The following is a 23,374-nucleotide window of genomic DNA, read 5'->3' as shown; positions in this document are numbered from 1 at the left end:
GAAACACAGATGTCGCCACGTTCGTACGACACCATCGGCTACGAGGTGCAGCGCCATACGGCCACGATCACCTTGAACCGGCCGGAAGCGCTCAACGCGCTCAGCCCACATATGATCACCGAATTGCGCGCGGCCTACGACGATGCGGAGAACGACGACAGCATCTGGCTGCTGATCGTCACCGCGACCGGGCGGGCGTTCTGCACCGGCGCCGACGTCAAGGAGATCCCCGAAGACGGCAAGGTGATCAACGAACGGCCATACCTGTCCAGCTACGACCAGTGGGAGGCACCGCAGGAGGGCACCCCACCGTTCCGCCGGATGGCCAAGCCCGTGATCGTGGCGATCAACGGAATCTGTTGCGGGGCAGGTTTGGACTGGGTGACCACCGGCGACATCGTGATCGCCTCCGACAAGGCGACATTCTTCGACCCGCACGTGTCGATCGGCCTGGTGGCGGGCCGGGAGATGGTGCGACTGGCCCGGGTGCTGCCTCGCACCGTGGCACTGCGGATGGCGATCATGGGCAAGCACGAGCGGATGGACGCGCAGCGCGCGTACGAACTCGGGTTGATCACCGAGATCGTCGAACACGACCGGCTTCTCGAGCGCGCCCACGAGATCGCCGACACCGTGAACCGCAACGCGCCGTTGGCCGTTCGGGGAACCCGGCTCGCCGTCATCAAGGGCCGCGAGATCCCCATGCACGAGGCCGAGATGCTGGCCGAAGCGTTCCGAGAGCGCAACCTGCACACCGTCGACTCGCTGGAAGGGCCCAAGGCTTTCGTCGAGAAGCGCGCCCCGGAATGGCAATGCCGATGACCGCCGCGTTCGAGACCATCCTGCTCGACTTCGACCGGACCGACCACGTCGCGACCATCACCCTGAACCGGCCCGATCAGCTCAACGCGTTCAACCGCACGATGTGCGAGGAGGTGGCGGCCGCCTGGCGGATAGTCAAGAACGACAACGCCATCAACGCGGTGGTGCTGCGTGCGGCCGGCGACCGCGCGTTCAGCGCCGGGCTGGACATCAAGACCCCGTACGGCCAGCCGCAGAATGTATGGAACCACGAGGATCCCGGTGAGCTGCTCAGCCCGAAGTGGCAGAAGATGTGGAAGCCGGTCGTGTGTGCGGTGCACGGTGTGTGCACGGCCGGGGCGTTCTACTTCGTCAACGAGTCCGACGTGGTGATCTGCAGCTCGGATGCCACGTTCTTCGATTCTCATGTCAGTGCGGGCCTGGTCTGTGCGCTCGAGCCGATCGGGCTGATGCGCAGGATCGGCCTCGGGGAGGCGCTGCGGATCGCGTTGATGGGCAACGACGAACGCATCAGCGCCGACACCGCGCTGCGGATCGGGCTGGTGTCCGAGGTCGTGGCCCCCGACGATCTCTGGTCGCGGGCACACGAGATCGCCGCCACCATTGCTGCCAAGCCGCCGTCCGCCACCCAGGGCACGGTCAAAGCGATCTGGGAGTCACTGGACAAGCCGTATCGGGCGGCCATGGAGCAGAACCTGATCTACACCCGGTTGGGCAATCCCTTGGGACAGGCTGAGCTGGCCGAGCAGGAAAAGACCCGGATCACCCCGAAGGTGCGCTAGTGTCCGTCCACGCACTGAGCCGGCGGATCGACGAAATCCTCGCCCTGGACCCCGCGGCCAAGGCGATCGAATATGACGGCCACTGGTTCACCTGGGCACGGCTCGGCGGACTCAGCCGGCAGATCGCCGCCGCGGTGCAACCGGGCCCCCAGGTGGGAATCCTGTTGCGCAACACACCCGCCCATGTGGCGGCGGTGCTGGGCGCGCTGTCGGCCGGCGCATGTGTGGTGGTGATCAACCCATCCCGTGGTGACGAACGTATCCGGGCCGACATTGCCGAACTCAACCTGCCAGTCATCATCGGAACTGGAGACGACATCACATTGCTGGCACGGCCCGCCGAGTCCACCACCGTAGTGTCGATCGGCGACCTAGACAGCTCTGTCCAGATCCGGCCCAGCATGCCAGGGCGCCCCGGGCCCACCCCGGTGGCGGTACGGATGCTGACCAGCGGCACCACCGGTCCGCCCAAACGGGTCGACCTCACCTATGACATGCTGGCGGTATCGGTCATCGGGACCGACTTCGCGACCGCCACCGCGCCGTCAACGGTCTCCGGCAGTGTGGCGATCGTCAACGCGCCGCTGGTGCACATCGGCGGGCTCTACCGGGTGCTGCAATGTATCTGCCAGGCAAGGCCGTTCGTGCTTCTTCCGCGCTTCGAGCTCGCCTCATGGGTCGAGGCGGTGCGCCGCTACCGCCCTAAGGCGGTGTCACTGGTGCCCGCAGCACTGCGGATGGTGCTGCATTCGGACCTCGGTCGCGACGATCTCGCCGGGGTGCGGGCGGTCACTTCGGGCACCGCGCCGCTGTCGGCCGAAGACGCCGATGCATTCACCGACAAGTTCGGCGTCCCCGTGCTGACCTCCTACGCAGCAACGGAATTCGGCGGCGGCGTAGCCGGCTGGACGCTGGCCGACCATCGGGCGTACTGGCAGTCCAAGCGGGGCAGCGTCGGCCGGGCCAGCCTGGGCGCCCAACTGCGGGTGGTGTCCGACGACGGCACCCCTCTGCAACCCGATCAACGGGGTCTACTGGAGGTGAAGCCGGGCCAGCTCGGGGCTAGCGCACCATGGGTGCGAACCACCGATCTCGCGCGTATCGATGCCGACGGTTTCCTGTGGATCCTCGGCCGAGCCGATCAGGCCATCATCCGCGGCGGATTCAAGGTGCTGCCCGACGACGTGCGGGCCGCGTTGGAGAGCCACCCCGCCGTGCTGGGCGCCGCGGTGGTGGGCCGGCCCGACGAGAGACTGGGCGACACCCCGGTCGCGATGGTCGAACTGAGCGACGACGGTTCGGTCAGCGGTATCGAGCTGACCGCGTACCTGCGAACCCGGCTGGCGCCGTATGAGATTCCATCGACGATCGCAGTCGTCGAGTCGATTCCGCGGACGGCGTCCGGGAAAGCCGATCTGACCGCGGTCCGGCAACACTTCACCGGCCGTGAACGCTGACACCGTCGGGGCGCTGCTGCGCGAGCAGGCTGCCGCGCGCGGCGATCATCCCCTGCTGGTGTGCGATGCCGAGCGGCTCAGCTACGCCGAAGCCGAACAGCACTCGGCGGAGCTGGCGCGCGGGCTGATCGCGCTGAGCGCCGGAAAGGGCACGCACATCGGGCTGCTCTACCCCAACGGAGCCGCGTTCGTGATCGCGATGCTGGCCGCAGCGCGGATCGGTGCAGTCGTGGTGCCGTTCTCCACGTTCTCCACCGAGCCCGAGCTTCGCGACCAACTTGTCCACAGCGATACCGAGATCCTGCTGGCCACGCCGTCCTTCCGCGGGCATGACTATGCCACGAGGCTGTCGCGCGTGACGGCGCCGTGGCTACGCCACGTGGCGTTCGGCCACCAGATCGCCGACGCGTGCGCACCGGAGCTGGCCGCCGCCCTCGAAGACGACGTCGACGGCTGCGACCCGCTGACGATCGTCTATACGTCGGGATCCACCGGCACCCCCAAGGGGGTCGTGCACACCCACGAGTCGCTGCTCGATCACCAGCGCAATCTCAACGAGATTCGCGGCCTGACCCCTGGAGACCGGCTGTTCTGCAACTCACCGTTCTTCTGGATCGGCGGCCTGGCGTTCGGTCTGCTGGCGACCTTGGTCGCCGGCTCGACACTGGTGTGTTCCAACGGCGAACCCGGTGCGGTCCTCGACCTGCTGGAAGAGGTACAACCGACGATGACTAACGGATTCGCCGCCGGCGCCGCATATTTGGCCCGCCACGAGAGCTTCGCAGGCCGCGATCTATCGTCGATGCGGCGCGGCAATCTCTACCCGATCATGGCGCCCGATGCCCGCCCATGCGATCCGGAACTGCGCCACAACATACTGGGCATGACCGAGGCCGGCAGCGTCCTACTGCTCAGCGGGGACGATACCGACCAGCCCGAGCACCGCCGCGGATCGTTCGGCAAGCCCGCACCCGGATTCGACGCACAGATCGTTGATGGCGAACTGTACATCCGGGGCCGTTATGTGATGCAGCAGTACTACAAGCGCAGCCGCGAGGAGTGCTTCGACGCCGACGGCTGGTTTCACACCGGTGATCTTTTCCGGACCGACGCCGACGGGTTCTTCTACTTCCTCGGCCGGCGCGGATCCATGATCAAAACCGCGGGTGCCAATGTCCTTCCTGCCGAGGTGGAGAAGGCGATCGCACACGTCACCGGCGGTCTGGTCGCCCACGTGCTCCCGCTGCCCGATCCCGGGCGCGGGCAGCTCGTCGCCGCGGTGGTGCTCGTTGCCGACAGCGAGACGTTCGACGAAGACGCGGTGCGGGACAGACTCAGGACCGAACTGTCGTCGTACAAGATCCCGCGGCGGTTCGCCACACTCTCGCCCGGCGAGCTGCCCCTGACCTCCAGCGGCAAGGTCGACCTGCCCCGGCTCGCGGCGGTGTTCGATGACTGACACCATCGACGCGCTGATCCGCGCCCAGTCCGCCCGGTACGGCGACAAGACATTCGTCATCGACCCGGCAAGCCGGATGACCTACACCGAACTCGACACTGTGACAGGCACTCTGGCGGGCGCACTGGTCGACGCGGGCATCAGCAAGGGCAGCCGAGTCGGGCTGATCATGGGAAACAACGTCCGATGGGTACAGCTGGCTCTAGCGCTGACGCGTGTCGGCGCGGTTCTGGTTCCGCTGAGCACACTGCTGACCGCGCGCGAGCTGGTTGCCCAGCTCAAGGCAGCCTCAGTGCACTACCTGATCGCCGTCGACGAGTTTCGCGGCCACCGCTATCTGGATGAGCTAGCCCCACAGCGCGCGAAACTGCCTGCACTGCACCATGTATGGCGAGCCGATGCACTGCCGGGAAGCACCGGCCGGTCGCCGATAGGCGAGCTCGCCGACACCGTGACCCCCGCCGACCCCATGGTCATCATGTTCACCTCCGGCAGCAGCGGACCCCCGAAGGGGGTGATCCACTCGCACGGTAATGCGTTGGGCGCCGTGCGATCCGGCTTGCTGGCCCGCTGCATCGACGCCGACACCCGGCTCTATCTGCCGATGCCGTTCTTCTGGGTCGGCGGTTTTGGCAGCGGCATCCTGTCGGCGCTCATCGCGGGGGCAACGCTGATAACCGAGGAGATCCCCGAACCCGAAGCGACCCTGAGGTTGCTGGAGCGGGAGAAGGTCACGCTGTTCCGCGGCTGGCCCGACCAGGCCGAGACACTGGCCCGCCGGGCCACCGATGTGCACGCCGACCTGTCAGCGCTGCGGCCGGGCAGTCTGGATGCGCTGCTGCCTGCCGATCAACGCGCCGTGCCCGGCGCGCGGGCGAAGCTGTTCGGCATGACAGAGTCCTTCGGGCCCTACTGCGGTTACCTCGCCGACACCGATATGCCGCGATTGGCGTGGGGCAGCTGCGGAAAACCGTTCGACGGCATAGAGGTTCGCATCGCCGACGTCGACGCCGGCGACCCGCTGCCCGCAGACGCCATCGGCATGATCCAGATCCGCGGGCCCCACACGCTGCGCGGCATGTGCCGGCGCAGCCGGGAGGAATTGTTCACCGCCGACGGCTTCTACCCCACCGGTGACCTGGGACGCCTCGACAATGACGGTTTCCTGTTCTACCACGGTCGTTCCGACGACATGTTCAAGGTCAGCGGCGCCACCGTGTACCCCAGCGAGGTGGAGGCCGCCCTGCGGGAGATCGATGGGGTGCGGGCCGCCTTCGTCACCGACGTGGACGGGCGAGTGGGTGCCGCGGTTCTCTGCGACGGCCGCGCCGTCGATGATCTGCGCGCCGAGGCACGGTCGAAGCTGAGCGTGTTCAAGGTACCCACGGTGTGGCTGCTTCTCGATTCCGACGACGACATTCCACGCGGCACCACCGGGAAGGTCGATCTCCGCCGTCTGCGTGAGCTGCTCACCGGGCAGGCGTAACTTTCCTAGCGATGAACGACCACACCCTCGCCGAGCGCATCGCCCTTTACCGCCGGGCCGGTGACCACGCCGTGTCGGTGGTCGCACAGGTTCCCCTAGACCGCTGGGACAGTCCGGCGCTCGGGACGTGGTCGGTGCGAACGCTGGTCGGCCACATCGGCCGGTCATTCACCACCGTCGTCGAATACTCGGCGCGGCCGGCGGATCGAATGGACATCGCCGATGCCGCGCATTATTACCTCGCGATCGCCGAACTGCTCGCCGACCCAGGCCAGATCGACGCCCGGGCTGTCCAGGCCGGGCTCACGCTGGGCGATCATCCCCTCGACGCCATCCGCGAACTGCAGGATCGCGCGACCGTTGCGCTCGACACCGACGACCGCGTCATCCAGACCATCGCCGGCGGGATGCGGCTGTCGGACTATCTGCCCACCCGCATCGTCGAACTCGGGCTACACAGCGTCGATCTGGCCCGCGCGATCGGGGTGTCCGAGCCACTGCCGCCCGAGGTCGCCGACGCCATCCTTGCCGTCACCGTCGAGGTCGCCCGGCGCCGCGGCGACAGTCAGACGCTGATGTGCGCCCTCACCGGCCGCGGACCGCTTCCACCGGGTTATTCCATCGTCTGAAAGCGCTGCACCACACCGTTTTTCACCAGGTGTTCGATCAGCGGCACCGCCCCTGCCGACAGGTGCTGCGACATCGCGGCCCTAGCCCGCTCCTCGTCGTGCGCCTTGAGCGCCGCCAAGATCCGCTTGTGGTCGGCCACCGACTTGTCCGGCCAGCCCTCGATGGTGGGGAACACCGATTCCGGTGCATACCGGGTGATCTGGGACATCAGCTGCGCCAGCTTCGCGGAGTCGGCCGCGACGTTGATGGCGCGGTGGAATTCGTGGTTGAGTCGCACCGCGCGGTCACCGTCGTCGGCGGCGTAGGCGGCGACCAGTTCGTCGTGGAACGTCGACAACTCCCGCAGTTGGCCGTCGGTGATGTTCAGCGCCGCCCGGGCGGCCAGTTCACCGCCGACATAGGCCTGCAGGTTCGAGACGTCGGTGATATCGCGGTCGGTGAACGGGAGCACTACGAAGCCGCGCCGCGGCAACTGATCCAGCAGGCCTTCCCCGCGCAGCTCGAACAACGCTTCGCGGACCGGAGTGACACTGATGCCCAGTTCGGCCGCCAGCTGGTCCAGCCGGATGTACTCACCGGCGGGGTAGGTGCCGTTGAAGATCCGGGTGCGCACGAACCGGGCGACATCCTCGGCCAGCTGCGGGCGTGGCGCGAAATCGGGCGCGCTCATGTCAGATCCGGTAGTCCGCGAGCAGCCGCTTGCTGATGATGTTCTTCTGGATCTCGCTGGTGCCCTCACCGATGAGCAGGAACGGCGCGTCGCGCATCAGCCGCTCGATCTCGTACTCCTTGGAATACCCGTATCCGCCGTGGATGCGGAAGCTCTGCTGGGTAACCTCCGCGCAGAACTCACTGGCCAGGTACTTGGCCATCCCAGCGGCGACGTCGTTGCGCTCGCCGGAGTCCTTCAGCCGCGCGGCGTTGACCATCATCAGGTGTGCCGCTTCGACTTTGGTGGCCATCTCAGCCAGCTGGAAGGCGATGGCCTGATGCTCGGCGATCGGCTTGCCGAACGTGCTGCGCTGCTGGGCATATCGGACCGCCAGCTCGAAGGCTCGGATGCCCACCCCGCACGCCCGGGCTGACACGTTGACCCGGCCGACCTCGACGCCGTCCATCATCTGGAAGAAGCCCTGCCCCGGTTTGGCACCGAGGACGTCGTCGGCGCTGGCGATGTACCCGTCGAAGATCAGTTCGGTGGTGTCGATGCCCTTGTAGCCGAGCTTGTCGATCTTTCCGGGGATCGTCAGGCCCGGAGCGACTTCGCCGAAGCCCGAGGGCTTTTCGATCAGGAAAGCGGTCAGGTTGCGGTGCGGCTTGTCCGCACCTTCCTCGGTGCGCACCAGTGCGGCGACCAGAGTCGAGCTGCCGCCGTTGGTCAGCCACATCTTCTGGCCGTCGATGGTGTACGTGCCGTTGCCGTTGTCCCTGGCCTTCGTGCGAATCGCGGCGACGTCGGAACCCAGCTCGGGCTCCGACATCGAGAACGCGCCCCTGACCTCACCGGTGGCCATCCGGGGCAGGTACCGCTGCTTCTGTTCGTCGGTGCCGTGCTGGCGGATCATGTATGCGACGATGAAGTGGGTGTTGATCACCCCAGAGATGCTCATCCAGCCGCGGGCGAGTTCCTCGACGCACAGCGCATAGGTGAGCAGTGACTCCCCCAACCCGCCGTACTCCTCAGGCACCATCAGGCCGAAGAGCCCCATCTCCCGCATCTGGTCGACAATGGCCTGCGGATAGGTGTCGGAATGCTCGAGTTCCTGTGCGTTGGGAATGATCTCTTTGTCGACGAATTGTCGAACGGTGGAGACGATTTCGGTCTGTATCTCGGTCAGGCCGAGAGTCTGGGCCAGTCGTGTCATAGGGTCACCCTTTCGAACACCGCGGCCAGCCCTTGGCCGCCGCCGATGCACATTGTCTCCAGCCCGTAGCGGGCCTCCCGCCGGTGCAGCTCGCGGGCGAGCGTGGCCAACATCCGTCCGCCGGTGGCTCCCACGGGGTGGCCGAGCGAGATTCCCGAACCGTGGACATTGGTGCGCTGGTGGTCGGTATCGGTGAAACCCCATGCCCGCATGACGGCCAAGGCCTGCGCGGCGAACGCCTCGTTGAGCTCGATGAGATCGATATCGGCCAAGCTCAATCCGGCCTTGCCCAGGGCGACCTCGGTGGCGGGTACCGGCCCGATGCCCATCACCTCGGGCCCGACTCCGGCCGAGCCCCAGGAGACCAGCCGCACCAGCGGGGTCAGGCCCAGTTCAGCGGCCCGTTCCGGCGTGGTCACGATGCACATCGAGGCGGCGTCGTTCTGCCCGCTGGAGTTACCCGCGGTGACGGTGGCCTCCGGATCTTGCTTGACAAGAACGGGTTTGAGCTTGCCCAGCGAGTCGAGGGTGGTGTCGGCCCTGGGGTGCTCGTCGGTGTCGATCACATCCTCGCCGCGGCGGGTCGCGACCGTGACGGGGATGATCTCCTCGGCGAGGATGCCGTCTTTCTGCGCGGTGACCGCCCGCTGATGGGAGGCCACCGCCAGCTCGTCCTGCGCCTGGCGGGAGATGCCGTACTCGCGGCGCAGGTTCTCGGCGGTCTCCAGCATGCCGCCCGGTACCGGATAGTGCTTGCCACCGGCGGTGGTCCGGCCGCGGGCCAGGCCGTCGTGGACCTGCACTCCGGTCCGTCCGCCACCCCAGCGCATATCGGTCGAGTAGAACGCGACGTTGCTCATGCTTTCCGCACCACCGGCGACGACGAGATCGTTGTCACCCGAAGCGACTTGCAGACACGCCTGGATGACAGCCTGCAGACCCGAGCCACAGCGCCGGTCGACCTGCATGCCGGGCACCGTCACCGGCAGGCCGGCGTCGAGTGCCACCACCCGGCCGATCGCCGGTGCCTCGCTGTTGGGATAGCAATGCCCGAGGATCACGTCTTCGACGGCGTCGGGGGCGACCCCGGTGCGTGCCAGCAGACCCGTCAGCGCGGCCACCCCGAGGTCGACGGCCGTCAGCGACGCGAACATGCCGCCGTAGCGCCCGATCGGCGTGCGGACCGGCTCGCAGATGACGGCCGTGCGCGTCACAGGTGCCGTCCGCCGGTGACCTCGAGGACCGTACCGGTCATGTACGACGACAGGTCGGAGGCCAGGAACAATGCCACCTTGGCGACCTCCGAGGGCTCACCGGCACGGCCCATCGGCACCTCGGCTACCTTCGAATCCCAAATACGTTGCGGCATAGCCTCGGTCATCGCCGAGCGGATCAGGCCCGGCTGAATGGCGTTGACCCGCACACCCAAGTGCGCGAGTTCCTTGGAGGCGGCTTTGGTGATCCCGACGATGCCGGCCTTTGCCGCCGAGTAGTTGGTCTGCCCGATCATGCCGACCTTGCCGGAGATCGAGGACATGTTCACGATCGCGCCGCGCTTCTGCTCGCGCATCACCGTCGAGGCCTTCTTCAGGCCATTCCAGGTGCCCTTCAGGTGCACCGAGATCACCTGGTCGAATTCATCCTCGGTCATCTTGCGCAGGGTGGCGTCGCGGGTGATCCCGGCGTTGTTGACCATGATGTCGAAGCTGCCGAACTGCTCGATGGCCGCATCGACCAGCGCGTCGACATCGGCGTAGGTGGTGACATTGCACTTCACCGCCCGCGCGACATCGGCACCGCCGAGCTTGTCGACCGCTTCCTGGGTGGCGTCGACGTTGAGGTCGCCGAGCACCACGCGGGCACCCTCGGCGATGAACTGCTCGGCGATCGCAAAGCCAAGGCCCTGCGCTCCACCGGTGATGACCGCGGTCTGGCCAGCCAGCAACGACATCTGATCTCCCTCTTCCTTCGACGGACCCCGAATCGGCAACATCATATTTCATATATGATCTCTCGAGCCAGTGCCCCCGACCCAAGGAGCCTGATGACCAGCCCGACGTCCGACGTCAGCGACGACGACTTCCGCGAGATCCTGGCCCAAACCCGCCACTTCGTGCGATCGGCGGTAGTGCCGCGGGAAGCGGAGATCCTTGCCGGGGACAAGGTGCCCGACGATCTGCGTGACCAGGCCAAGAAGATGGGCCTGTTCGGGTACGCGATCCCGCAGGAGTGGGGTGGGCTCGGTCTGAACATCGCCCAAGACGTCGAGCTGGCGATGGAGCTGGGTTACACGAGCTTGGCGCTGCGATCGATGTTCGGCACCAATAATGGCATCGCCGGTCAGGTGCTGGTCGGGTTCGGCACCGACGAGCAGAAGGCACGCTGGCTGGAGCCGATCGCCTCGGGCGAGGTGGTCGCGTCGTTCGCGCTGACCGAGCCGGGCGCCGGCTCCAATCCGTCCGGGTTGAAGACGAAAGCCGTTCGCGATGGCGACAGTTGGGTGATCAACGGCAGCAAGCAGTACATCACCAACGCACCAGTGGCGAACCTGTTCATCGTGTTCGCCCGCACCCGGCCCGCCGATGCCAACGGCGCGGGCATCGCAGTGTTCCTGGTACCTGCGGACACTGCCGGCGTCGAAATCGGTGTCAAGGACGCCAAGATGGGCCAGGAGGGCGCCTGGACCTCGGATGTGAACTTCACTGATGTCCGGGTCGGCGACGACACCCTGATCGGCGGCAGCGAGGACATCGGGTACCGAGCGGCGATGACCTCCCTGGCCCGCGGTCGTATCCACATTGCGGCGCTTGCGGTCGGCTCCGCCCAACGTGCGCTGGACGAGTCGGTCGCCTACGCGGCCACCGCGACACAGGGCGGCACGCCAATCGGGAGTTTCCAACTGGTGCAGGCGATGCTGGCCGACCAGCAGACCGGAGTGATGGCCGGGTGCGCTCTTGTTCGCGACGCCGCACGCAAGTGGGTCGACAATGAGGACCGCAGGATCGCACCGTCGGTGGCCAAGCTGTTCTGCACCGAAATGGCAGGCAACGTTGCCGATCTCGCGGTCCAGGTGCACGGCGGGGCGGGCTACATGCGTGGCGTACCGGTCGAACGGATCTACCGCGAGGTCCGGCTGTTACGGCTATACGAAGGCACCAGTGAAATTCAGCGCCTGATAATCGGCGGCGGACTAGTCAAGGAAGCGCAGCGCAAGCCATGACCGGAAAGCTCAGCGGCAAGGTCGCATTCATCACCGGAGCCGCCCGCGGGCAGGGCCGCGCGCACGCGGTGAAGATGGCCCGCGAGGGTGCCGACATCATCGCGGTCGACATCGCGGGCAAGCTGCCGGAATGTGTTCCGTACAACCCAGCCACCCCGGAGGACTTGGCCGAGACCGTACGACTGGTCGAGGCGGCCGGCCGGCGGATCGTGCCGGCCGTCGTGGATGTCCGCGACCACGACGGGCTCAAGGAAGCTGTCGCCGACGGTGTGTCCAAACTCGGCCGGCTGGACATCATCGTCGCCAACGCCGGTATCACCTCGCCCGCGGCGTGGGATGAGATCCGGCCGGAGGATTTCCGGGATGTCATGGACGTCAACGTGACCGGCACCTGGAACACCGTGATGGCAGGTGCCCCGGCGATTGTCGAGGGCGGTCGCGGCGGCTCGGTGATCCTGATCAGCTCGGCGGCCGGTATCAAGCTGCAGCCATTCATGGTGCACTACACCGCCAGCAAGCATGCGGTCACCGGCATGGCCAGAGCATTCGCCGCCGAACTCGGCAAGCACAACATCCGGGTGAACAGCGTGCACCCCGGACCGGTCAACACCGACATGGGCACCGGCGACATGGTGGCCGCGCTGGGCAAGGCGATGGAAACCAACCCGGCGCTGAACAACATGATGCTGCCGTTCCTGCCGATTTACATCGCCGAGCCGGAGGACATCGCCGACACCGTGTGCTTCCTGGCCAGCGACGACGCCAAACTGATTACCGCTGAGGCGATTTCAGTCGATCAGGGCTCGACCAAGTACTGAGGGACCGGGTCCTAGCGGGCAATCAGCTCGAGGGTGCCCAGTTCGCGGATGGCTTGGCAGCCGCGGCGTAGCATCGCGGCCATCATGTCGTCACCACGTTCGGTTTCCACCGCGAATGCACAGCCCAGTGCGGAGATCAGCGGCACCTGAATCATGCCCAGAAGGTAATCGTGCCAGCAGGTTTCCGCGTCGTAGTCGTTCACGCCGGTGTCGAGCAGAGCCCGGTGATAGTCGGCGACCAGGTCCCGTTCGGCCTCGGCCCGCAGGCCCGGCTCCAGGCTGGTCCCGGTGAAGTAGGCCAAGTCGCGGCCGGCCAGTCCGACGCCGAGGGTCTGCCAGTCGACCACGCTGACCCGCTCGCCGTCGAAGAGCAGATTGTCCAGCCGGTAGTCACCGTGCAGCAGGGCGAACCGCTCAGGCGCGTTCAGCAGCCACGGCGTCACCAAATCCATAGCAGCAACCAAGGTTTCGGAATCTTCGGCGTTCAGCCTGGTCCCGAGTTTCTCGATCGTGATGCCGGCGGCCATCTTGGAGATGTCGCCCAGGCCGCGGATGGCGTCCTCACCGGTGACCGACATGGCCAGGCCAGGAAAGTTCTGCCACCGCGGATCACACCAGGTGGGCCCGTGCAGGCCCGCCAGTGCACGCACCGCCAGCCGAGCCTCGGGCAGGTCGCAGCCGGCGATCTGGTCGCCTTGGACGGCCGGGGCCTGGTCAGCCAGCAGCAGTGCGTAACTGGCTCCTTCGTCGGCGATATCGACGTGGTAGCACTGCGGAATCGGGATCGTCACCAGCTCGGCGACCGATTGATAGAACGCGCATTCGCTGCGGTAGCCAAGGGTTACCCGGTCCCGGACGGCATCGTCGCCGGCGGGCAATTTCAGGATGAAGCTGGCGGGCAGGTTGTCGACATTGGTGGCATAGGTCGCCTTGATGCGGAAGGTGGCACCCGTCTGACCCGTACCCACCGGCGTCACCTCGACGGCGTCGACGGCGACGGGTGCACCGGGACGGCTCAGGATGCCGGCCAGCCAGCCGCCGGTGACATCAGAGGGATAGCGGGGAATCGCGGTCGCGGCGCTCATGGTGTCAGTTGCCTTCTGTCGGTGCGTTGTCGGTCGACGAACCGCACAGCCATCCGGTTGAGCAAGCCGGGCGCCAGGCGCGCGAACAGCCATGCCATGCGGGCCTGACGCGGTGCGACCAGGAGGGCCTTGTTGCGTTCGATCGCCCGCAGCGTATCGGCGGCCAGCTGATCCGGGCTATAGAACGTCTCACTGCGCTGGCCCATCTGATAGAACTCTCGGCCGTTGAAATCGCCGAGCCACCCCTTGTCCAGAATCGGGGTGTCCACCGCGGTCGGGCAGATGGCCAGCACCCCGACCCCGTGGCCGACCGCCTCGGTGCGCAGCGCCAGCGACAGCCCGACAATCGCGTGCTTGGTCATCACATAGCTGGTGATCCGGCCGGCAGCCGCCAGCCCCGCCATCGAGGCGGTGTTGATGATGTGGCCGCTGCGCTGGCGAACCATATGCGGGTAGGCGGCATGGACCCCGTGCACGACCCCGCGGATGTTCACGTCGATGATCGCGTTCCACTGGTCCAGGGTGAGAAGTTCGGTGTCCCCGCCCCAGGTGATGCCGGCGTTGTTGAACAACAGGTCGATTCGGCCGGTGCGCTCCACGACGTCGTCGATCGCGCGTGCGACGGCAGCCGCGTCGGTGACGTCCAGCTGGCGCGCGGTCCCCAGCTTCGTCAACGACGCGGCGGTGCGCTCGGCGGCCGCCCCGTCGATATCGGTGCACAGCACGTCGGCGCCGGCGGCCGGCACAGTGCCGCGCCGATTCCCGAGCCCGCTCCGGTGACGATCGCCTGCTTGCCGGCGAACCGCATCACAGGCAGGCCATCCGGTCGACGTGGGTGCGTTCGATGTAGTCCTCCAGCACGCCGTCGGCCAACCCTTTGGCCACCGCCCAGCCGATTCTCGATGCGCTACCGATGACCACGCCTCGCTGCGCTGCAATTTCCGACATCCGGCCTCCGGTGAACGCTCGCGCGGTTCCACTCAAGTCGTATCAACTGTAATCGATACGGCAAGATTCGCAGTAGGCCAACCGGCGGCTCTCTTGTGAGGGCGGCCTGGATGGCCGCTACCGAGTGACCAACGACGGCCAGACTTCGACCGCCTGATTCTGACGTTTCAACACCTAGGAATTCAGGATTCGCTTGCGCAGGAGGTGGGCTCCCCGTCCGTCCAGCTCGCTCGCGACCGCGGAATGCCTACCTGTCATCGCCAACAGCAACGCTTCGCCTGTACCGCGCACCTCAGGGCCCTGCCCGGCACACCAGTCCATGTCCGTGGCCACCAGCCGTAAACCACGCGTGCGGCGCGCGCCAGCGATCACCGGACTGACCCGGGCGAAGTTAAACGACACTCGAAGCCGGTCCGGCGGGATCGTCCGGGACAATCCCAGTGGACGGCGAACGTCTTGCTGGTGGACGAGGCACTCAACGAGCGCTACGCGGCCACCGAAGAGTGCCCCGGCACCAGACGGCTCGATGCCCCTGCACATCAGCCCCACAATCTATTCGGGCGCCACGCCGGCGAAGCTGCCGAAAGCATCCGAGTTGAGCCGATCGACGTCCCAGCGATGGCGAACCATCTCGATGAACAAACTCCGCCGGCTGTGACCGAGATAGGTAACGGTGTGCACGACCACATCCCGCACGGTCCATCCTTCGCACAGGCTGGCGGCGCTCCACTGCTGTGGCGCCAACGTGTCCAAGAATTCGGCGAACTCCGCACGCTCCTGCCGGGCAAGCGTATGGACTGTCGACATACCGGACAGTTTCACCGAGACCGGACAGAAACCGGACGAATCGATCGAAAGTGGCCAGGGCCGGGATCGAACCGGCGACCTTCCGCTTTTCAGGCGGACGCTCGTACCAACTGAGCTACCTGGCCGGAGGGCACTGCGTTCAATCAACGACACGTGCCTCGCCGAAATGGCGACCCTGACGGGACTCGAACCCGCGACCTCCGCCGTGACAGGGCGGCGCGCTAACCAACTGCGCCACAGGGCCTTACTTTCCTGCGTGTACTGCTCGCTCCGACTTTACGTCGTCACGCGTACCCCCAACGGGATTCGAACCCGTGCTACCGCCGTGAAAGGGCGGCGTCCTAGGCCACTAGACGATGGGGGCCAGAACCGAATCACTCCGGGGTACTCATAACGAGTGCTTGTTAGAGCGTCGTTAGCTTAGGGCACAGCACGCCCAATCCCAAAACCAGTGACTCCACCGAAGGCAGTATTGTGTGCGTCGCGCCCCTATAGCTCAGTCGGTAGAGCTACGGACTTTTAATCCGCAGGTCCCAGGTTCGAGCCCTGGTGGGGGCACCAGCGGTTGAGCCGCCATCTGTTGGCGGCGGCTCCACCTCGACCTCGGGCAACAGGTCTGCCACCGGAATCTCCAGCGCCGCCGCGATAACACTCAGCTCGCCCGCGAAAAACGGTCGGCGACCCCGCAGCTTGGACGACAAAGCCGACTGTGTGATTCCCAACACCTGCTCAGCAAACGCGGGTTTGCCTGATTCGCCGACGCCATAGCTCTTGGGGGATCGCCTCGCCCAGATTCTCATCGAATGTGCGGTTCGCCGGAGCGGCCCCAACGTCGATTGTCATAGCTGTGCTGAAAGGGCGGTTCTGCCGCTGCGGATCAACGTGACCGTGTCCGGCAGCTCCGGTGGCGCCTACACCGTCACCCTCGCCAAGGGGCGGTGTCTTGACCGTCAACAGCGCCGGCCTGACGCGGGGAGGCCCCCGCGGACCGCAGGAACCTGGCCGATCTCGAGCAACGGGTCCAGCTGACAGTCAGGCGGGATACAAAATTTGCCCCGCCACCCGAAGGTGGCGGGGCAAATCTCGTCGTTCGCGCCGAATTATGCTCCAGCGTGCTCGGCACCATATGCCGCCTGTTCAGGCGTGAATCCGTCGCCCTGTTCAAGCTGCCCGGCCAGGCCGGCGCGCGAGAATCCAGACATCTCCAGATACGTCTTTCCCGCCCTCGTCGCTTGTTCGTTCCAGTCGACGGTGATGTGGTCAGCGGCGTAAGTGGCGTCGCTGGTGGAGAATCCCTCGAATTCGAGCTGTGTGATGAGCCCGGAGCGCGAGAACCCCTTCATATCCAAGTAGTCCTGAGCCTTACGCATGGCGTTGCGTTGGCTTGCCGTCTCCGTGTCGGCGGGTTCTGTCGTCGTTGTCTGCGCGCTCGGCGACGGCGGTTCGCTGGCCGCGGCGTTCGCAGTCGATGAAGTCGGCGCGGCCGTGCCCTTGTTGGTGTCGTCGCCTCCACCAACGATGGCACCCACGATCAGGAGAACGACGACCGCGCCGACCGCGCCGAGGATGATTTTTCCGCGGTTGCTCTTCTTCGGCGGCGGGCCGGGGACTACCGCGCCGGCTGGCGGCGCATCTTGGTCGGTCCAGTTCGTTCCGTCGAAGTATCGTTGCTGGCCGGTTCCTGCTGGATCTGGATACCACCCTGCCGGTGTTGTCGGCGTGCTCATCACTCCCCTATCTGCTGTTTCGCTACTCAGCGTGGAATTAACCACCCTGTCAGCAGCTTTGCAGATTCTCCCCAGGTATGGCACAGCAGATGCCCAGAATTGGGCTTTCGCGGCAGTGCTGCGGCCAGTCAGGCGGCGGTGGTAGCACTCGTGGCGGCGGGGGTTCAGGACTGTTTTCGCGTGGTGCTGGTCGACGGTCCGGGGGCGATGTGGTCAAGCTGGCCGCTTGACGTTGTTGCCGGTGACGTGCATTTTCGCTGCCTGTCGGCCGATCCGCATCCGTTCCACGATCAAGTCGGCGTGGCTGGACATGTCCTCCCGCGGGGTGTCCTCGCGATCTCATGGCCGCGCTCGGCCAGCAGCCGAACGAGGAGCTGAGCGCGGTCGTTCACTCACGGCGAGCGACGTGCAGCCCATCGCGCCGGGCTGCAACGCGGTAGGTAGGCCTGCCCGGGTATTCGGGCAAAGCGCACGCCAAAGGCCGAGAGCCGCAACGGCTTCGCGCCGACGACCGCCGCGAGTTCGCTGTATCGAAGCATTCTCGATACACACCTGTTGGAACCGGACGCGCTGGGCCATCCAGCCGGACGGTGATCACGCTGCGTCGCTAAGTGACGGCCGGACAAGGGTCAGTTCAACGGACTTTTAATCCGCAGGTCCCAGGTTCGAGCCCTGGTGGGGGCACCAGCGCATCGAGGAAATCTCCTCGGGAGCCGACCTTTCCGAGATCACCCGTCTCCGCCTGGGGTGACCTATCGTGAACGGCATGAACGACACGGCGCCGCAACCCGCGGACAGCGCTGGACGAGGTCCGCGCCGTGGCGTCGACCGAACCACCGGCCGACACGTGATCGCTCGACTGGCCGGGCCCGAACACGACCAGACAGTGCGCGCCGTCGTCGACCTGTTGTCCGGCGAGCAGAGTGCGGTCGATGCGATCGTCGAAGACGCGGTATCCGATCCCGCGCGCCTGGAGTCTGTTGAGCGCCTCGGAAATTACGACGACACCCGCAGCTCGACACTTGATCGCGTCGCGGTATTGGTCGCCGAGGCTCTTGGCACCCCGATGGCGGCGGTGTCCATCGTCTACCCCGACCGGCAGGTTCTGGCGGGATCCAACGCGAGCGACGAAGTGCAGCCGCGGGTCGCGCCGCTCGAGATGTCGATCTGCAAATTCACCGTGGCGAGCGGGGAGCCACTTATCGTCGATGACACCAGGGCACATCCCCTGCTGTCGGATCATCCGGCGGTGCGCAACGGCGGGGTGCTCGCGTACGCCGGAATTCCGTTGATCGACAACAAGGGTTATGTGACTGGGACGCTGTGCACCTGGGATACTCGCCCGCGGCATTGGTCCAGTGGCCAGGTCCAGATCCTCAATGATCTCGCCGACGTCGCGCGCCGGAGGCTACTCGCCGACCCGCGCAACGTCTGATGTTTGCCAATGTTCGCGACACGGGGGATAGATGACTCGGCGGGTAGCAAAACCGGGTAGCGTCCGCGATGTGGTTCGGCAGGTGAAGTGAGCGGATCATGGCGATACGGATCCTTCACCTTGAGAATCAGCCGGCGTCGCCGCTAGGTAGTGGCACGCAGCCGGTGCACCGGAAGACGTTTTCCGAGCTGGTGCGCACCGACCCGCTGAGCACCATCATCACCGTCTCGATCGACGTGCTGTCAGCCTCGGTTGCGACGATCATCGGCGCGCGATGGGCGATGTCGACCCATATCTATTCACCCGGCCTCTGGATGACCCTTCTCTATGTGCCCGTGGTGATCGCCATGCTCGCCATGCGGGGGGCCTATCGGCGGCGTCTCAAACGGGAGTTTCTCGACGAGATCGGGCCCATCGAGGCGACGGTCTCCATCGCATCGATGTTCTTACTCAGCGGCATGCTGATCGTTTACGACACTGGCCGGCCGGGCGCGACAGTGCTGAAGATCTGGTTCTGCGCCGCGGTGCTCATGCCATTCGGACGGCTGGTCCGGGTGATCATCCAGCGGAGCTTGCGGCGACATCGTCACCTCGTCGCACCGACCCTCATCGTCGGCAACGGCCGCGTCGCCGGACACATCATCAACCGCTTGGAGGAGTTCCCCGAATACGGACTGGCCCCGGTCGGCATCGTCGACGCCGAGCCGTGGTTCGGCCGGCCGGGCGATCCGCGCCCCAACCTCCCCTGGCTGGGGCCACCGGAGAACATCGACCAGGCAATCCGGCTGACCGGCGCTCAGAACGTCGTGATCGCGTTCTCCCGCACGCAGGACCAGGTGCTCACCCATGTGGTCCGGACAGCTCATCAAAACGGCCTGCGCGTCTGGGTCGTACCGCGAATGTTCGACACGATCGGCGAGCGCGCGCGGATCGAGCATGTGGGCGGCACACCGCTGCTCGCATTGCCCCACACCGATCCCCGGGGATGGCAGTTCCTCGTCAAGCACGTCTTCGACCGGGTGATGGCAGCCTTCCTGCTGCTGTTGATCTCGCCGGTGTTCGTGACCCTGGTGCTGCTCGTGAAACTGAGTTCGCCGGGCCCGATCTTCTTCAGCCAGCCGCGAGTCGGCCGCGACGGACGGGTTTTCGGATGCCTCAAGTTCCGTTCGATGCGGGCTTCCGACGCCTCCGATACCGCATTCCAGCTGAAAACCGGAGCGGCACCCGGCGGTGTGGAAGGCGTCGACCGGCGCACCAAGATCGGCAGAATCTTGCGCGCCACATCGCTCGACGAACTGCCACAGTTGATCAACGTGCTCCGCGGGGAGATGAGCCTGGTGGGCCCACGACCGGAGCGGCCGGAGTTCGTGGAGCTGTTCGAGGCACAAATCCAGCGTTACGGCGAGCGTCATCGAGTGCGAGCCGGTGTCACCGGCTGGGCCCAGGTGCACGGGTTGCGCGGACAGTCATCCATCGCCGATCGCGCCGAATGGGACAACTACTACATCGAGAACTGGTCGCTCGCTCTCGACCTGAAGATACTTGCGCTGACCATCCCGGCCGTCCTGCGGCGGGCCGAATAAAGGTTTGGTAACAACGGGGTTAGCTGGCGTGTGGGATATACCCCGAGTGGGTAAAGGACAGCTAACGCATTGGGGGAGCTGAGAGTCCCGATTCACCCGCGCCACAGGAGTAGCCATGAGTCACCCCTTGCTCACATCGACCGACGTCATTCGTTACGCCATCGCCGACCAAGTTCGGCGCATCGGCGGCAGTGAAGAAGACGTCGACGACATCGCTTTTGCCGCGTCGTACGCGGTGATGTGTTGGGGTTTGGCTGCCCCACAGAGCATTTGACGCCTACGTCATTACGACGGCCACCGCAGTCCCGATCCGACAGAAGTAAGCCCGCTCGAGAGAATTGCGCCGGCAAGGATCACGGACGCCGACGCGGAGGTTGCTGATGCGGGCTCAGAAGGCAGCACATCGATCACCCGCTCGAGCGGGCTACCCCGAGGGCGCGGACTCGGCCGGGCAAACTCCACCCAGATAGTGAATCCCCTTGTCCCGCTCCCCCGCTGGCGGCAGGTTGCGCGCAGGGGTGTGGATCAACGGAGCATCGGCCGCAATCCTGCCGGTGGCCCGGTCCCATCCGGCACGCGCGCGTGGGTGCATCCGGCGCCGTTTCGGTAGCAGCTTGAATGCCAGATTGGCGGACCGGCCGAACAGCCAGTGCAAGCGCTCATCGCGCTTCGACCACGTGTAGCCCATCAAGTCGCGGACCGGCTGGTCGTAGAGGCCTACCGTCACCCAGACCGCGAACGGCCCGAGCGCCTTGAGGTAGGCCGACCACAGGAAATCGGGAATCCACTGCAGGGAAGGATGTTTGGGCATCGTGGACAGGTCGAGGACCTGCCGGGTGGCCCAGTTGTTCTCCAGAACATTGCGACACATGTGATCCCAGTAGATCTGGAACTCTTCCCAGCTGCCAGGGACTGGGCGCATGCTCATGCCGTACATCCGATACCAGGTGACGTGCTCGTCGAACAGCTGGCGCTTCTGGTCTTCAGTGAGTCCGTCGCCGAAGTACTCGGCCGTCAGGACGGTTCCCATGAAAAACGTTGAGTGCGCCCAATAAAAGACGTCGGGGTTCAGCGCGCTGTACCGACGTCCTTGGGCGTCAACACCTTTGATCGGGATGTGGTAGTCGCGCACCTCAGCGCCGGTAATCGGCGCCCGGTCGCCGTCGAACACCACGCCGCCGATCGGATAGAGCGATCGCAGCAGGCGCGGCAAACGCTCGATGAAGAAGATCGAGTGCTCCTCGACCGCGGCGCCGAGCTGAGGATGCATGTTCTGCATCGAACCGGCCCACGGCCCCTGCAGCAGGCCGCGCCAGTCGCCGAAGTACTTCCACGTCAGCGAGTCGGGGCCGAGCACGTCGGGCGGGGCGTCATACGTTCCCCCGGTCACCGGGCAACCAGGGGCCGCCTGCGCGCCTTCGCTGGTGACGGGGCACACGTCGGACGTATCTTGGCTCAACTGGTGACCTTCCCAATGGCGTGCGGGATACTTTTGACTACACGCGTTGTCATCACGAGCTTAGGAGCGATGTGACGTCGGGTCAACGACGGGGCCGCTGGTCGGGCGTCCCTCTGCCGGACCGTCAGGCGCTGCGCCGCGACGAGCTGGTCGCCGCCGGGGTGACCCTGCTCGGCAGCGCGGGCGGCCCGGCGCTGACGGTGCGCGCGGTCTGCAGGCATGCCGGCTTGACCGAGCGGTATTTCTACGAGAGCTTTCCAGACCGGGACGAATTCGTCCGGGCCGTCTATGACGACGTGTGCAATCGCGCGATGACGGCGCTGATGTCGGCGAGTACGCCGCGTCAGGCGGTCGAGAGGTTCGTGGCCCTCATGGTCGACGATCCGGTGCGGGGTCGCGTGTTGTTGTTGGCGCCGCAGGTGGAAGCCGTGCTGATCCACTCCGGTGCGGAATGGATGCCGAGTTTCATCGACCTACTGCAGAGCAAGCTGACCGCGATCGACGATCCGGTACTGCAGAAAATGATGGCCACCGGCCTGATCGGTGCGCTTACCGCGCTGTTCACCGCCTACCTGGACGGCCGACTGGTGGCTTCCCGCGAGCAGTTCATCGACTACTGCGTCGAACTGCTTCTCAACCGCACGGCGAGTTATCCGCCTGCGACCTGACCCGCCTCACCCGGAACGTTGCCGGTCTGGTCCAGTTCGGCAGACTCGCTTTGCTGCTGCTCGGCCTGCGCCTCGGCGACCTTCTGCTCATAGGCGGACCGGGCCGCACGGCCTTCGGGGCTGCCGACCGAATTGCCCGGCACGCCGGCAGTCGCGAACGTGTTGTTGCAGTTCAGATAGAGCAATACCCGGCCGCCAGCGTTCGTGCCACTGGAGTCGAGGAAGTCGGCAGTGCGTGATCCGGTGACGATGCACTGGTCCGTGGGCAGGAAGCTGCCAACGCGGGTCGCGATCGTTGCCGACTGGCCCGCGCCGCTGATCTGCTGCGACGCGTCCGCGTACGTCATCCCCACATATTCGTTGGTCGCCGACGCGACGCCGGAACCAAGCAACGCGAACGATGCCGCCGCCGCACCAACAGCCCCCATGCAGATGGCTAATTGCTTCTTCACGTCTCACGACCTCCGGACATGTGCGTTGCCTGTGCATTTGCGTACCAAATGCTGGTGGCATCAGTGCGCAAATGGTACTCCGCCTCGCTGGAGTCCGCAGGGCAGCAGCAGAGCGGCCCTCGCTTTACCGGGCCGCTGTGAACTACCTGCCTAGGCAGTTCGCACGTGTCGAACGCGGCCTAGGACGCTGCCAAGTGATTCAAGAGATCGTTCGAACACGAACCGGGGTACTTGTCGCAGAGCGACTGACACCAGCTAACCGCCGAATCGCAGTTGTCAGGGTGCTCGTTGATATACGCGATGGCGACCATGTCTTTATGCACTTTTCGGCCCTCCGGGGTTGCAACAGAATTGCCCGGCTTGCCTGGCGCTGCCAGCGCTTGATTGCAGTTCAGATGCAGCAGGAACTCGCTACCCCGAGACCGCCCACTTGAATCCAAGTTAGTGGCCTTCGATCCGCTGGTCACCACGCAATCGTTCATAGCAAGCTGATCCCCGACGACACTGGCAATAACTGCCTTAGAGCCCCAGCTTGAGATCTTCTCGACTGCCTGTCCGTAGGTCATCCCCGAAAAATCCGGACCCGCCGCCGCCAATCCACTGCCGAAAGACGTCGCCGCGATCACCCCACCCGCCAGGGCTGTCATGCCAGACACCAAGAGACGCTTCAT

General features: G+C 65.7%; 23 protein-coding genes, 5 tRNA genes and 2 pseudogenes. 14 read left to right on the top strand and 16 right to left on the bottom strand.

Features of this window, described 5'->3' with window-relative positions:
• The first annotated feature begins 9 nt into the window (after positions 1-9).
• Genes G6N38_RS14895 through G6N38_RS14870 form a run of 6 tightly spaced genes read left to right on the top strand, consistent with a single transcriptional unit; the run spans position 10 to position 6,635 of the window.
• Positions 10-822, top strand: coding sequence for an enoyl-CoA hydratase/isomerase family protein (locus tag G6N38_RS14895; protein ID WP_163748677.1), 813 nt, complete (start codon positions 10-12; stop codon positions 820-822).
• Positions 813-1,604, top strand: a complete 792-nt coding sequence (locus G6N38_RS14890) for an enoyl-CoA hydratase/isomerase family protein (RefSeq protein WP_163752022.1) — start codon at positions 813-815, stop codon at positions 1,602-1,604. The genes G6N38_RS14895 and G6N38_RS14890 overlap by 10 nt, the downstream gene beginning before the upstream one ends.
• Positions 1,604-3,061, top strand: coding sequence for a class I adenylate-forming enzyme family protein (locus tag G6N38_RS14885; RefSeq protein WP_163748675.1), 1,458 nt, complete (start codon positions 1,604-1,606; stop codon positions 3,059-3,061). Before G6N38_RS14890 ends, G6N38_RS14885 begins: the two co-directional genes overlap by 1 nt.
• Entirely contained in the window at positions 3,051-4,520 is a 1,470-nt protein-coding gene (locus tag G6N38_RS14880) for a class I adenylate-forming enzyme family protein (RefSeq protein WP_163748672.1), read from the top strand. The genes G6N38_RS14885 and G6N38_RS14880 overlap by 11 nt, the downstream gene beginning before the upstream one ends.
• On the top strand, positions 4,513-6,006 hold the full coding sequence (locus tag G6N38_RS14875; protein ID WP_163748671.1) for a class I adenylate-forming enzyme family protein: 1,494 nt from the start codon (positions 4,513-4,515) through the stop codon (positions 6,004-6,006). The genes G6N38_RS14880 and G6N38_RS14875 overlap by 8 nt, the downstream gene beginning before the upstream one ends.
• Positions 6,007-6,017: 11 nt before the next feature.
• Positions 6,018-6,635: a maleylpyruvate isomerase N-terminal domain-containing protein gene (locus G6N38_RS14870; protein WP_163748669.1), complete on the top strand. Its 618-nt coding sequence runs from the start codon at positions 6,018-6,020 to the stop codon at positions 6,633-6,635.
• On the opposite strand, the gene G6N38_RS14865 is transcribed toward G6N38_RS14870, so the two are convergent.
• The 4 genes from G6N38_RS14865 to fabG are packed head-to-tail and all read right to left on the bottom strand — an operon-like array spanning position 6,620 to position 10,452.
• Positions 6,620-7,306 carry a GntR family transcriptional regulator gene (locus tag G6N38_RS14865; RefSeq protein ID WP_163694977.1) on the bottom strand — a complete coding sequence of 229 codons (687 nt, stop codon included), beginning with the start codon at positions 7,304-7,306 and terminating at the stop codon, positions 6,620-6,622. The genes G6N38_RS14870 and G6N38_RS14865 overlap by 16 nt on opposite strands.
• Before the next feature lies 1 nt (position 7,307).
• Entirely contained in the window at positions 7,308-8,501 is a 1,194-nt protein-coding gene (locus tag G6N38_RS14860) for an acyl-CoA dehydrogenase family protein (RefSeq protein WP_163694978.1), read from the bottom strand.
• Positions 8,498-9,715, bottom strand: coding sequence for an acetyl-CoA C-acetyltransferase (locus G6N38_RS14855; protein WP_163748667.1), 1,218 nt, complete (start codon positions 9,713-9,715; stop codon positions 8,498-8,500). Before G6N38_RS14855 ends, G6N38_RS14860 begins: the two co-directional genes overlap by 4 nt.
• A complete protein-coding gene (gene fabG, locus G6N38_RS14850; RefSeq protein ID WP_163748665.1) occupies positions 9,712-10,452 on the bottom strand; it encodes a 3-oxoacyl-ACP reductase FabG in 741 nt (246 codons plus the stop codon). The genes G6N38_RS14855 and fabG overlap by 4 nt, the downstream gene beginning before the upstream one ends.
• A gap of 93 nt (positions 10,453-10,545) precedes the next feature.
• On the opposite strand from fabG, the gene G6N38_RS14845 reads away from it, so the two are divergent.
• Positions 10,546-11,721: an acyl-CoA dehydrogenase family protein gene (locus G6N38_RS14845; protein ID WP_163748663.1), complete on the top strand. Its 1,176-nt coding sequence runs from the start codon at positions 10,546-10,548 to the stop codon at positions 11,719-11,721.
• Positions 11,718-12,539 (top strand): mycofactocin-coupled SDR family oxidoreductase, encoded by an 822-nt coding sequence (locus G6N38_RS14840; protein ID WP_163748660.1) that lies wholly within the window; start codon positions 11,718-11,720, stop codon positions 12,537-12,539. Before G6N38_RS14845 ends, G6N38_RS14840 begins: the two co-directional genes overlap by 4 nt.
• 11 nt (positions 12,540-12,550) lie before the next feature.
• On the opposite strand, the gene G6N38_RS14835 is transcribed toward G6N38_RS14840, so the two are convergent.
• The 7 genes and pseudogenes from G6N38_RS14835 to G6N38_RS14805 form a co-directional block, all read right to left on the bottom strand.
• On the bottom strand, positions 12,551-13,624 hold the full coding sequence (locus tag G6N38_RS14835) for a phosphotransferase family protein (protein WP_163748658.1): 1,074 nt from the start codon (positions 13,622-13,624) through the stop codon (positions 12,551-12,553).
• Positions 13,621-14,432 (bottom strand): annotated as a pseudogene (locus tag G6N38_RS14830) (SDR family NAD(P)-dependent oxidoreductase). Before G6N38_RS14830 ends, G6N38_RS14835 begins: the two are co-directional and overlap by 4 nt.
• The gene (locus G6N38_RS30385) at positions 14,432-14,572 is read right to left on the bottom strand and encodes a hypothetical protein (protein WP_179968529.1); all 141 of its coding nucleotides are present in this window, start codon (positions 14,570-14,572) and stop codon (positions 14,432-14,434) included. Before G6N38_RS30385 ends, G6N38_RS14830 begins: the two are co-directional and overlap by 1 nt.
• Before the next feature lie 552 nt (positions 14,573-15,124).
• Positions 15,125-15,379, bottom strand: coding sequence for a maleylpyruvate isomerase N-terminal domain-containing protein (locus G6N38_RS30700; protein ID WP_246227935.1), 255 nt, complete (start codon positions 15,377-15,379; stop codon positions 15,125-15,127).
• A 51-nt stretch (positions 15,380-15,430) separates the two neighbouring features.
• A tRNA-Phe gene (locus tag G6N38_RS14815) sits at positions 15,431-15,504 on the bottom strand.
• Positions 15,505-15,546: 42 nt separating this feature from the next.
• Positions 15,547-15,623: transfer RNA gene (locus tag G6N38_RS14810), tRNA-Asp, on the bottom strand.
• A gap of 47 nt (positions 15,624-15,670) precedes the next feature.
• Positions 15,671-15,743 (bottom strand) — tRNA-Glu (locus G6N38_RS14805).
• Between the two features lie 121 nt (positions 15,744-15,864).
• On the opposite strand from G6N38_RS14805, the gene G6N38_RS14800 reads away from it, so the two are divergent.
• Positions 15,865-15,940 (top strand) — tRNA-Lys (locus tag G6N38_RS14800).
• A 95-nt stretch (positions 15,941-16,035) separates the two neighbouring features.
• Here the strand turns inward: G6N38_RS14800 and G6N38_RS31215 are convergent.
• Together G6N38_RS31215 and G6N38_RS14790 are read right to left on the bottom strand one after the other, a co-directional pair.
• Positions 16,036-16,179, bottom strand: a pseudogene (locus G6N38_RS31215) (hypothetical protein); the annotation flags it as partial.
• A 300-nt stretch (positions 16,180-16,479) separates the two neighbouring features.
• A complete protein-coding gene (locus G6N38_RS14790; protein WP_163748656.1) occupies positions 16,480-17,106 on the bottom strand; it encodes an Ltp family lipoprotein in 627 nt (208 codons plus the stop codon).
• Between the two features lie 617 nt (positions 17,107-17,723).
• Here G6N38_RS14790 and G6N38_RS14785 point away from each other — a divergent pair.
• The 4 genes from G6N38_RS14785 to G6N38_RS30245 all read left to right on the top strand — a co-directional run bounded on the left by G6N38_RS14785 (position 17,724) and on the right by G6N38_RS30245 (position 20,398).
• Positions 17,724-17,793, top strand: a tRNA-Lys gene (locus G6N38_RS14785).
• Positions 17,794-17,872: 79 nt separating this feature from the next.
• Entirely contained in the window at positions 17,873-18,541 is a 669-nt protein-coding gene (locus tag G6N38_RS14780; protein ID WP_163748654.1) for a GAF domain-containing protein, read from the top strand.
• A 98-nt stretch (positions 18,542-18,639) separates the two neighbouring features.
• Positions 18,640-20,124, top strand: a complete 1,485-nt coding sequence (locus tag G6N38_RS14775; RefSeq protein WP_163748652.1) for a sugar transferase — start codon at positions 18,640-18,642, stop codon at positions 20,122-20,124.
• 115 nt (positions 20,125-20,239) lie between these two features.
• The gene (locus G6N38_RS30245) at positions 20,240-20,398 is read left to right on the top strand and encodes a hypothetical protein (RefSeq protein WP_170314166.1); all 159 of its coding nucleotides are present in this window, start codon (positions 20,240-20,242) and stop codon (positions 20,396-20,398) included.
• 150 nt (positions 20,399-20,548) lie between these two features.
• Here the strand turns inward: G6N38_RS30245 and G6N38_RS14770 are convergent, their stop codons facing one another.
• On the bottom strand, positions 20,549-21,583 hold the full coding sequence (locus tag G6N38_RS14770; protein ID WP_163748650.1) for an oxygenase MpaB family protein: 1,035 nt from the start codon (positions 21,581-21,583) through the stop codon (positions 20,549-20,551).
• Between the two features lie 71 nt (positions 21,584-21,654).
• On the opposite strand from G6N38_RS14770, the gene G6N38_RS14765 reads away from it, so the two are divergent.
• Complete coding sequence (locus G6N38_RS14765; protein WP_163748648.1) at positions 21,655-22,251, top strand: TetR/AcrR family transcriptional regulator; 597 nt, start codon at positions 21,655-21,657, stop codon at positions 22,249-22,251.
• Here G6N38_RS14765 and G6N38_RS14760 read toward each other — a convergent pair.
• The gene (locus G6N38_RS14760) at positions 22,233-22,703 is read right to left on the bottom strand and encodes a hypothetical protein (RefSeq protein WP_163748646.1); all 471 of its coding nucleotides are present in this window, start codon (positions 22,701-22,703) and stop codon (positions 22,233-22,235) included. The genes G6N38_RS14765 and G6N38_RS14760 overlap by 19 nt on opposite strands.
• A gap of 179 nt (positions 22,704-22,882) precedes the next feature.
• A complete protein-coding gene (locus G6N38_RS14755; protein WP_163748644.1) occupies positions 22,883-23,350 on the bottom strand; it encodes a hypothetical protein in 468 nt (155 codons plus the stop codon).
• Between the last annotated feature and the right edge of the window lie 24 nt (positions 23,351-23,374).

Source organism: Mycolicibacterium helvum (genome assembly GCF_010731895.1).
Lineage (GTDB): Bacteria > Actinomycetota > Actinomycetes > Mycobacteriales > Mycobacteriaceae > Mycobacterium > Mycobacterium helvum.
Note: the sequence above shows the minus strand (reverse complement) of the source record. Positions and strands in the feature narration are given on the sequence as shown.

What these genes read in the sequence shown, in the direction of transcription:
- G6N38_RS14845 (WP_163748663.1), top strand. Translation starts at nt 10,546, where the DNA reads ATGACCAGCCCGACGTCCGACGTCAGCGACGACGACTTCCGCGAGATC.
- G6N38_RS14895 (WP_163748677.1), top strand. Translation starts at nt 10, where the DNA reads ATGTCGCCACGTTCGTACGACACCATCGGCTACGAGGTGCAGCGCCAT.
- G6N38_RS14870 (WP_163748669.1), top strand. Translation starts at nt 6,018, where the DNA reads ATGAACGACCACACCCTCGCCGAGCGCATCGCCCTTTACCGCCGGGCC.
- G6N38_RS14860 (WP_163694978.1), bottom strand. Translation starts at nt 8,501, where the DNA reads ATGACACGACTGGCCCAGACTCTCGGCCTGACCGAGATACAGACCGAA.
- G6N38_RS14775 (WP_163748652.1), top strand. Translation starts at nt 18,640, where the DNA reads ATGGCGATACGGATCCTTCACCTTGAGAATCAGCCGGCGTCGCCGCTA.
- G6N38_RS30245 (WP_170314166.1), top strand. Translation starts at nt 20,240, where the DNA reads ATGAGTCACCCCTTGCTCACATCGACCGACGTCATTCGTTACGCCATC.
- G6N38_RS14755 (WP_163748644.1), bottom strand. Translation starts at nt 23,350, where the DNA reads ATGACAGCCCTGGCGGGTGGGGTGATCGCGGCGACGTCTTTCGGCAGT.
- G6N38_RS30385 (WP_179968529.1), bottom strand. Translation starts at nt 14,572, where the DNA reads ATGTCGGAAATTGCAGCGCAGCGAGGCGTGGTCATCGGTAGCGCATCG.
- fabG (WP_163748665.1), bottom strand. Translation starts at nt 10,452, where the DNA reads ATGTCGTTGCTGGCTGGCCAGACCGCGGTCATCACCGGTGGAGCGCAG.
- G6N38_RS14840 (WP_163748660.1), top strand. Translation starts at nt 11,718, where the DNA reads ATGACCGGAAAGCTCAGCGGCAAGGTCGCATTCATCACCGGAGCCGCC.
- G6N38_RS14790 (WP_163748656.1), bottom strand. Translation starts at nt 17,106, where the DNA reads ATGAGCACGCCGACAACACCGGCAGGGTGGTATCCAGATCCAGCAGGA.
- G6N38_RS14875 (WP_163748671.1), top strand. Translation starts at nt 4,513, where the DNA reads ATGACTGACACCATCGACGCGCTGATCCGCGCCCAGTCCGCCCGGTAC.
- G6N38_RS14780 (WP_163748654.1), top strand. Translation starts at nt 17,873, where the DNA reads ATGAACGACACGGCGCCGCAACCCGCGGACAGCGCTGGACGAGGTCCG.
- G6N38_RS14835 (WP_163748658.1), bottom strand. Translation starts at nt 13,624, where the DNA reads ATGAGCGCCGCGACCGCGATTCCCCGCTATCCCTCTGATGTCACCGGC.
- G6N38_RS30700 (WP_246227935.1), bottom strand. Translation starts at nt 15,379, where the DNA reads ATGTCGACAGTCCATACGCTTGCCCGGCAGGAGCGTGCGGAGTTCGCC.
- G6N38_RS14890 (WP_163752022.1), top strand. Translation starts at nt 813, where the DNA reads ATGCCGATGACCGCCGCGTTCGAGACCATCCTGCTCGACTTCGACCGG.
- G6N38_RS14865 (WP_163694977.1), bottom strand. Translation starts at nt 7,306, where the DNA reads ATGAGCGCGCCCGATTTCGCGCCACGCCCGCAGCTGGCCGAGGATGTC.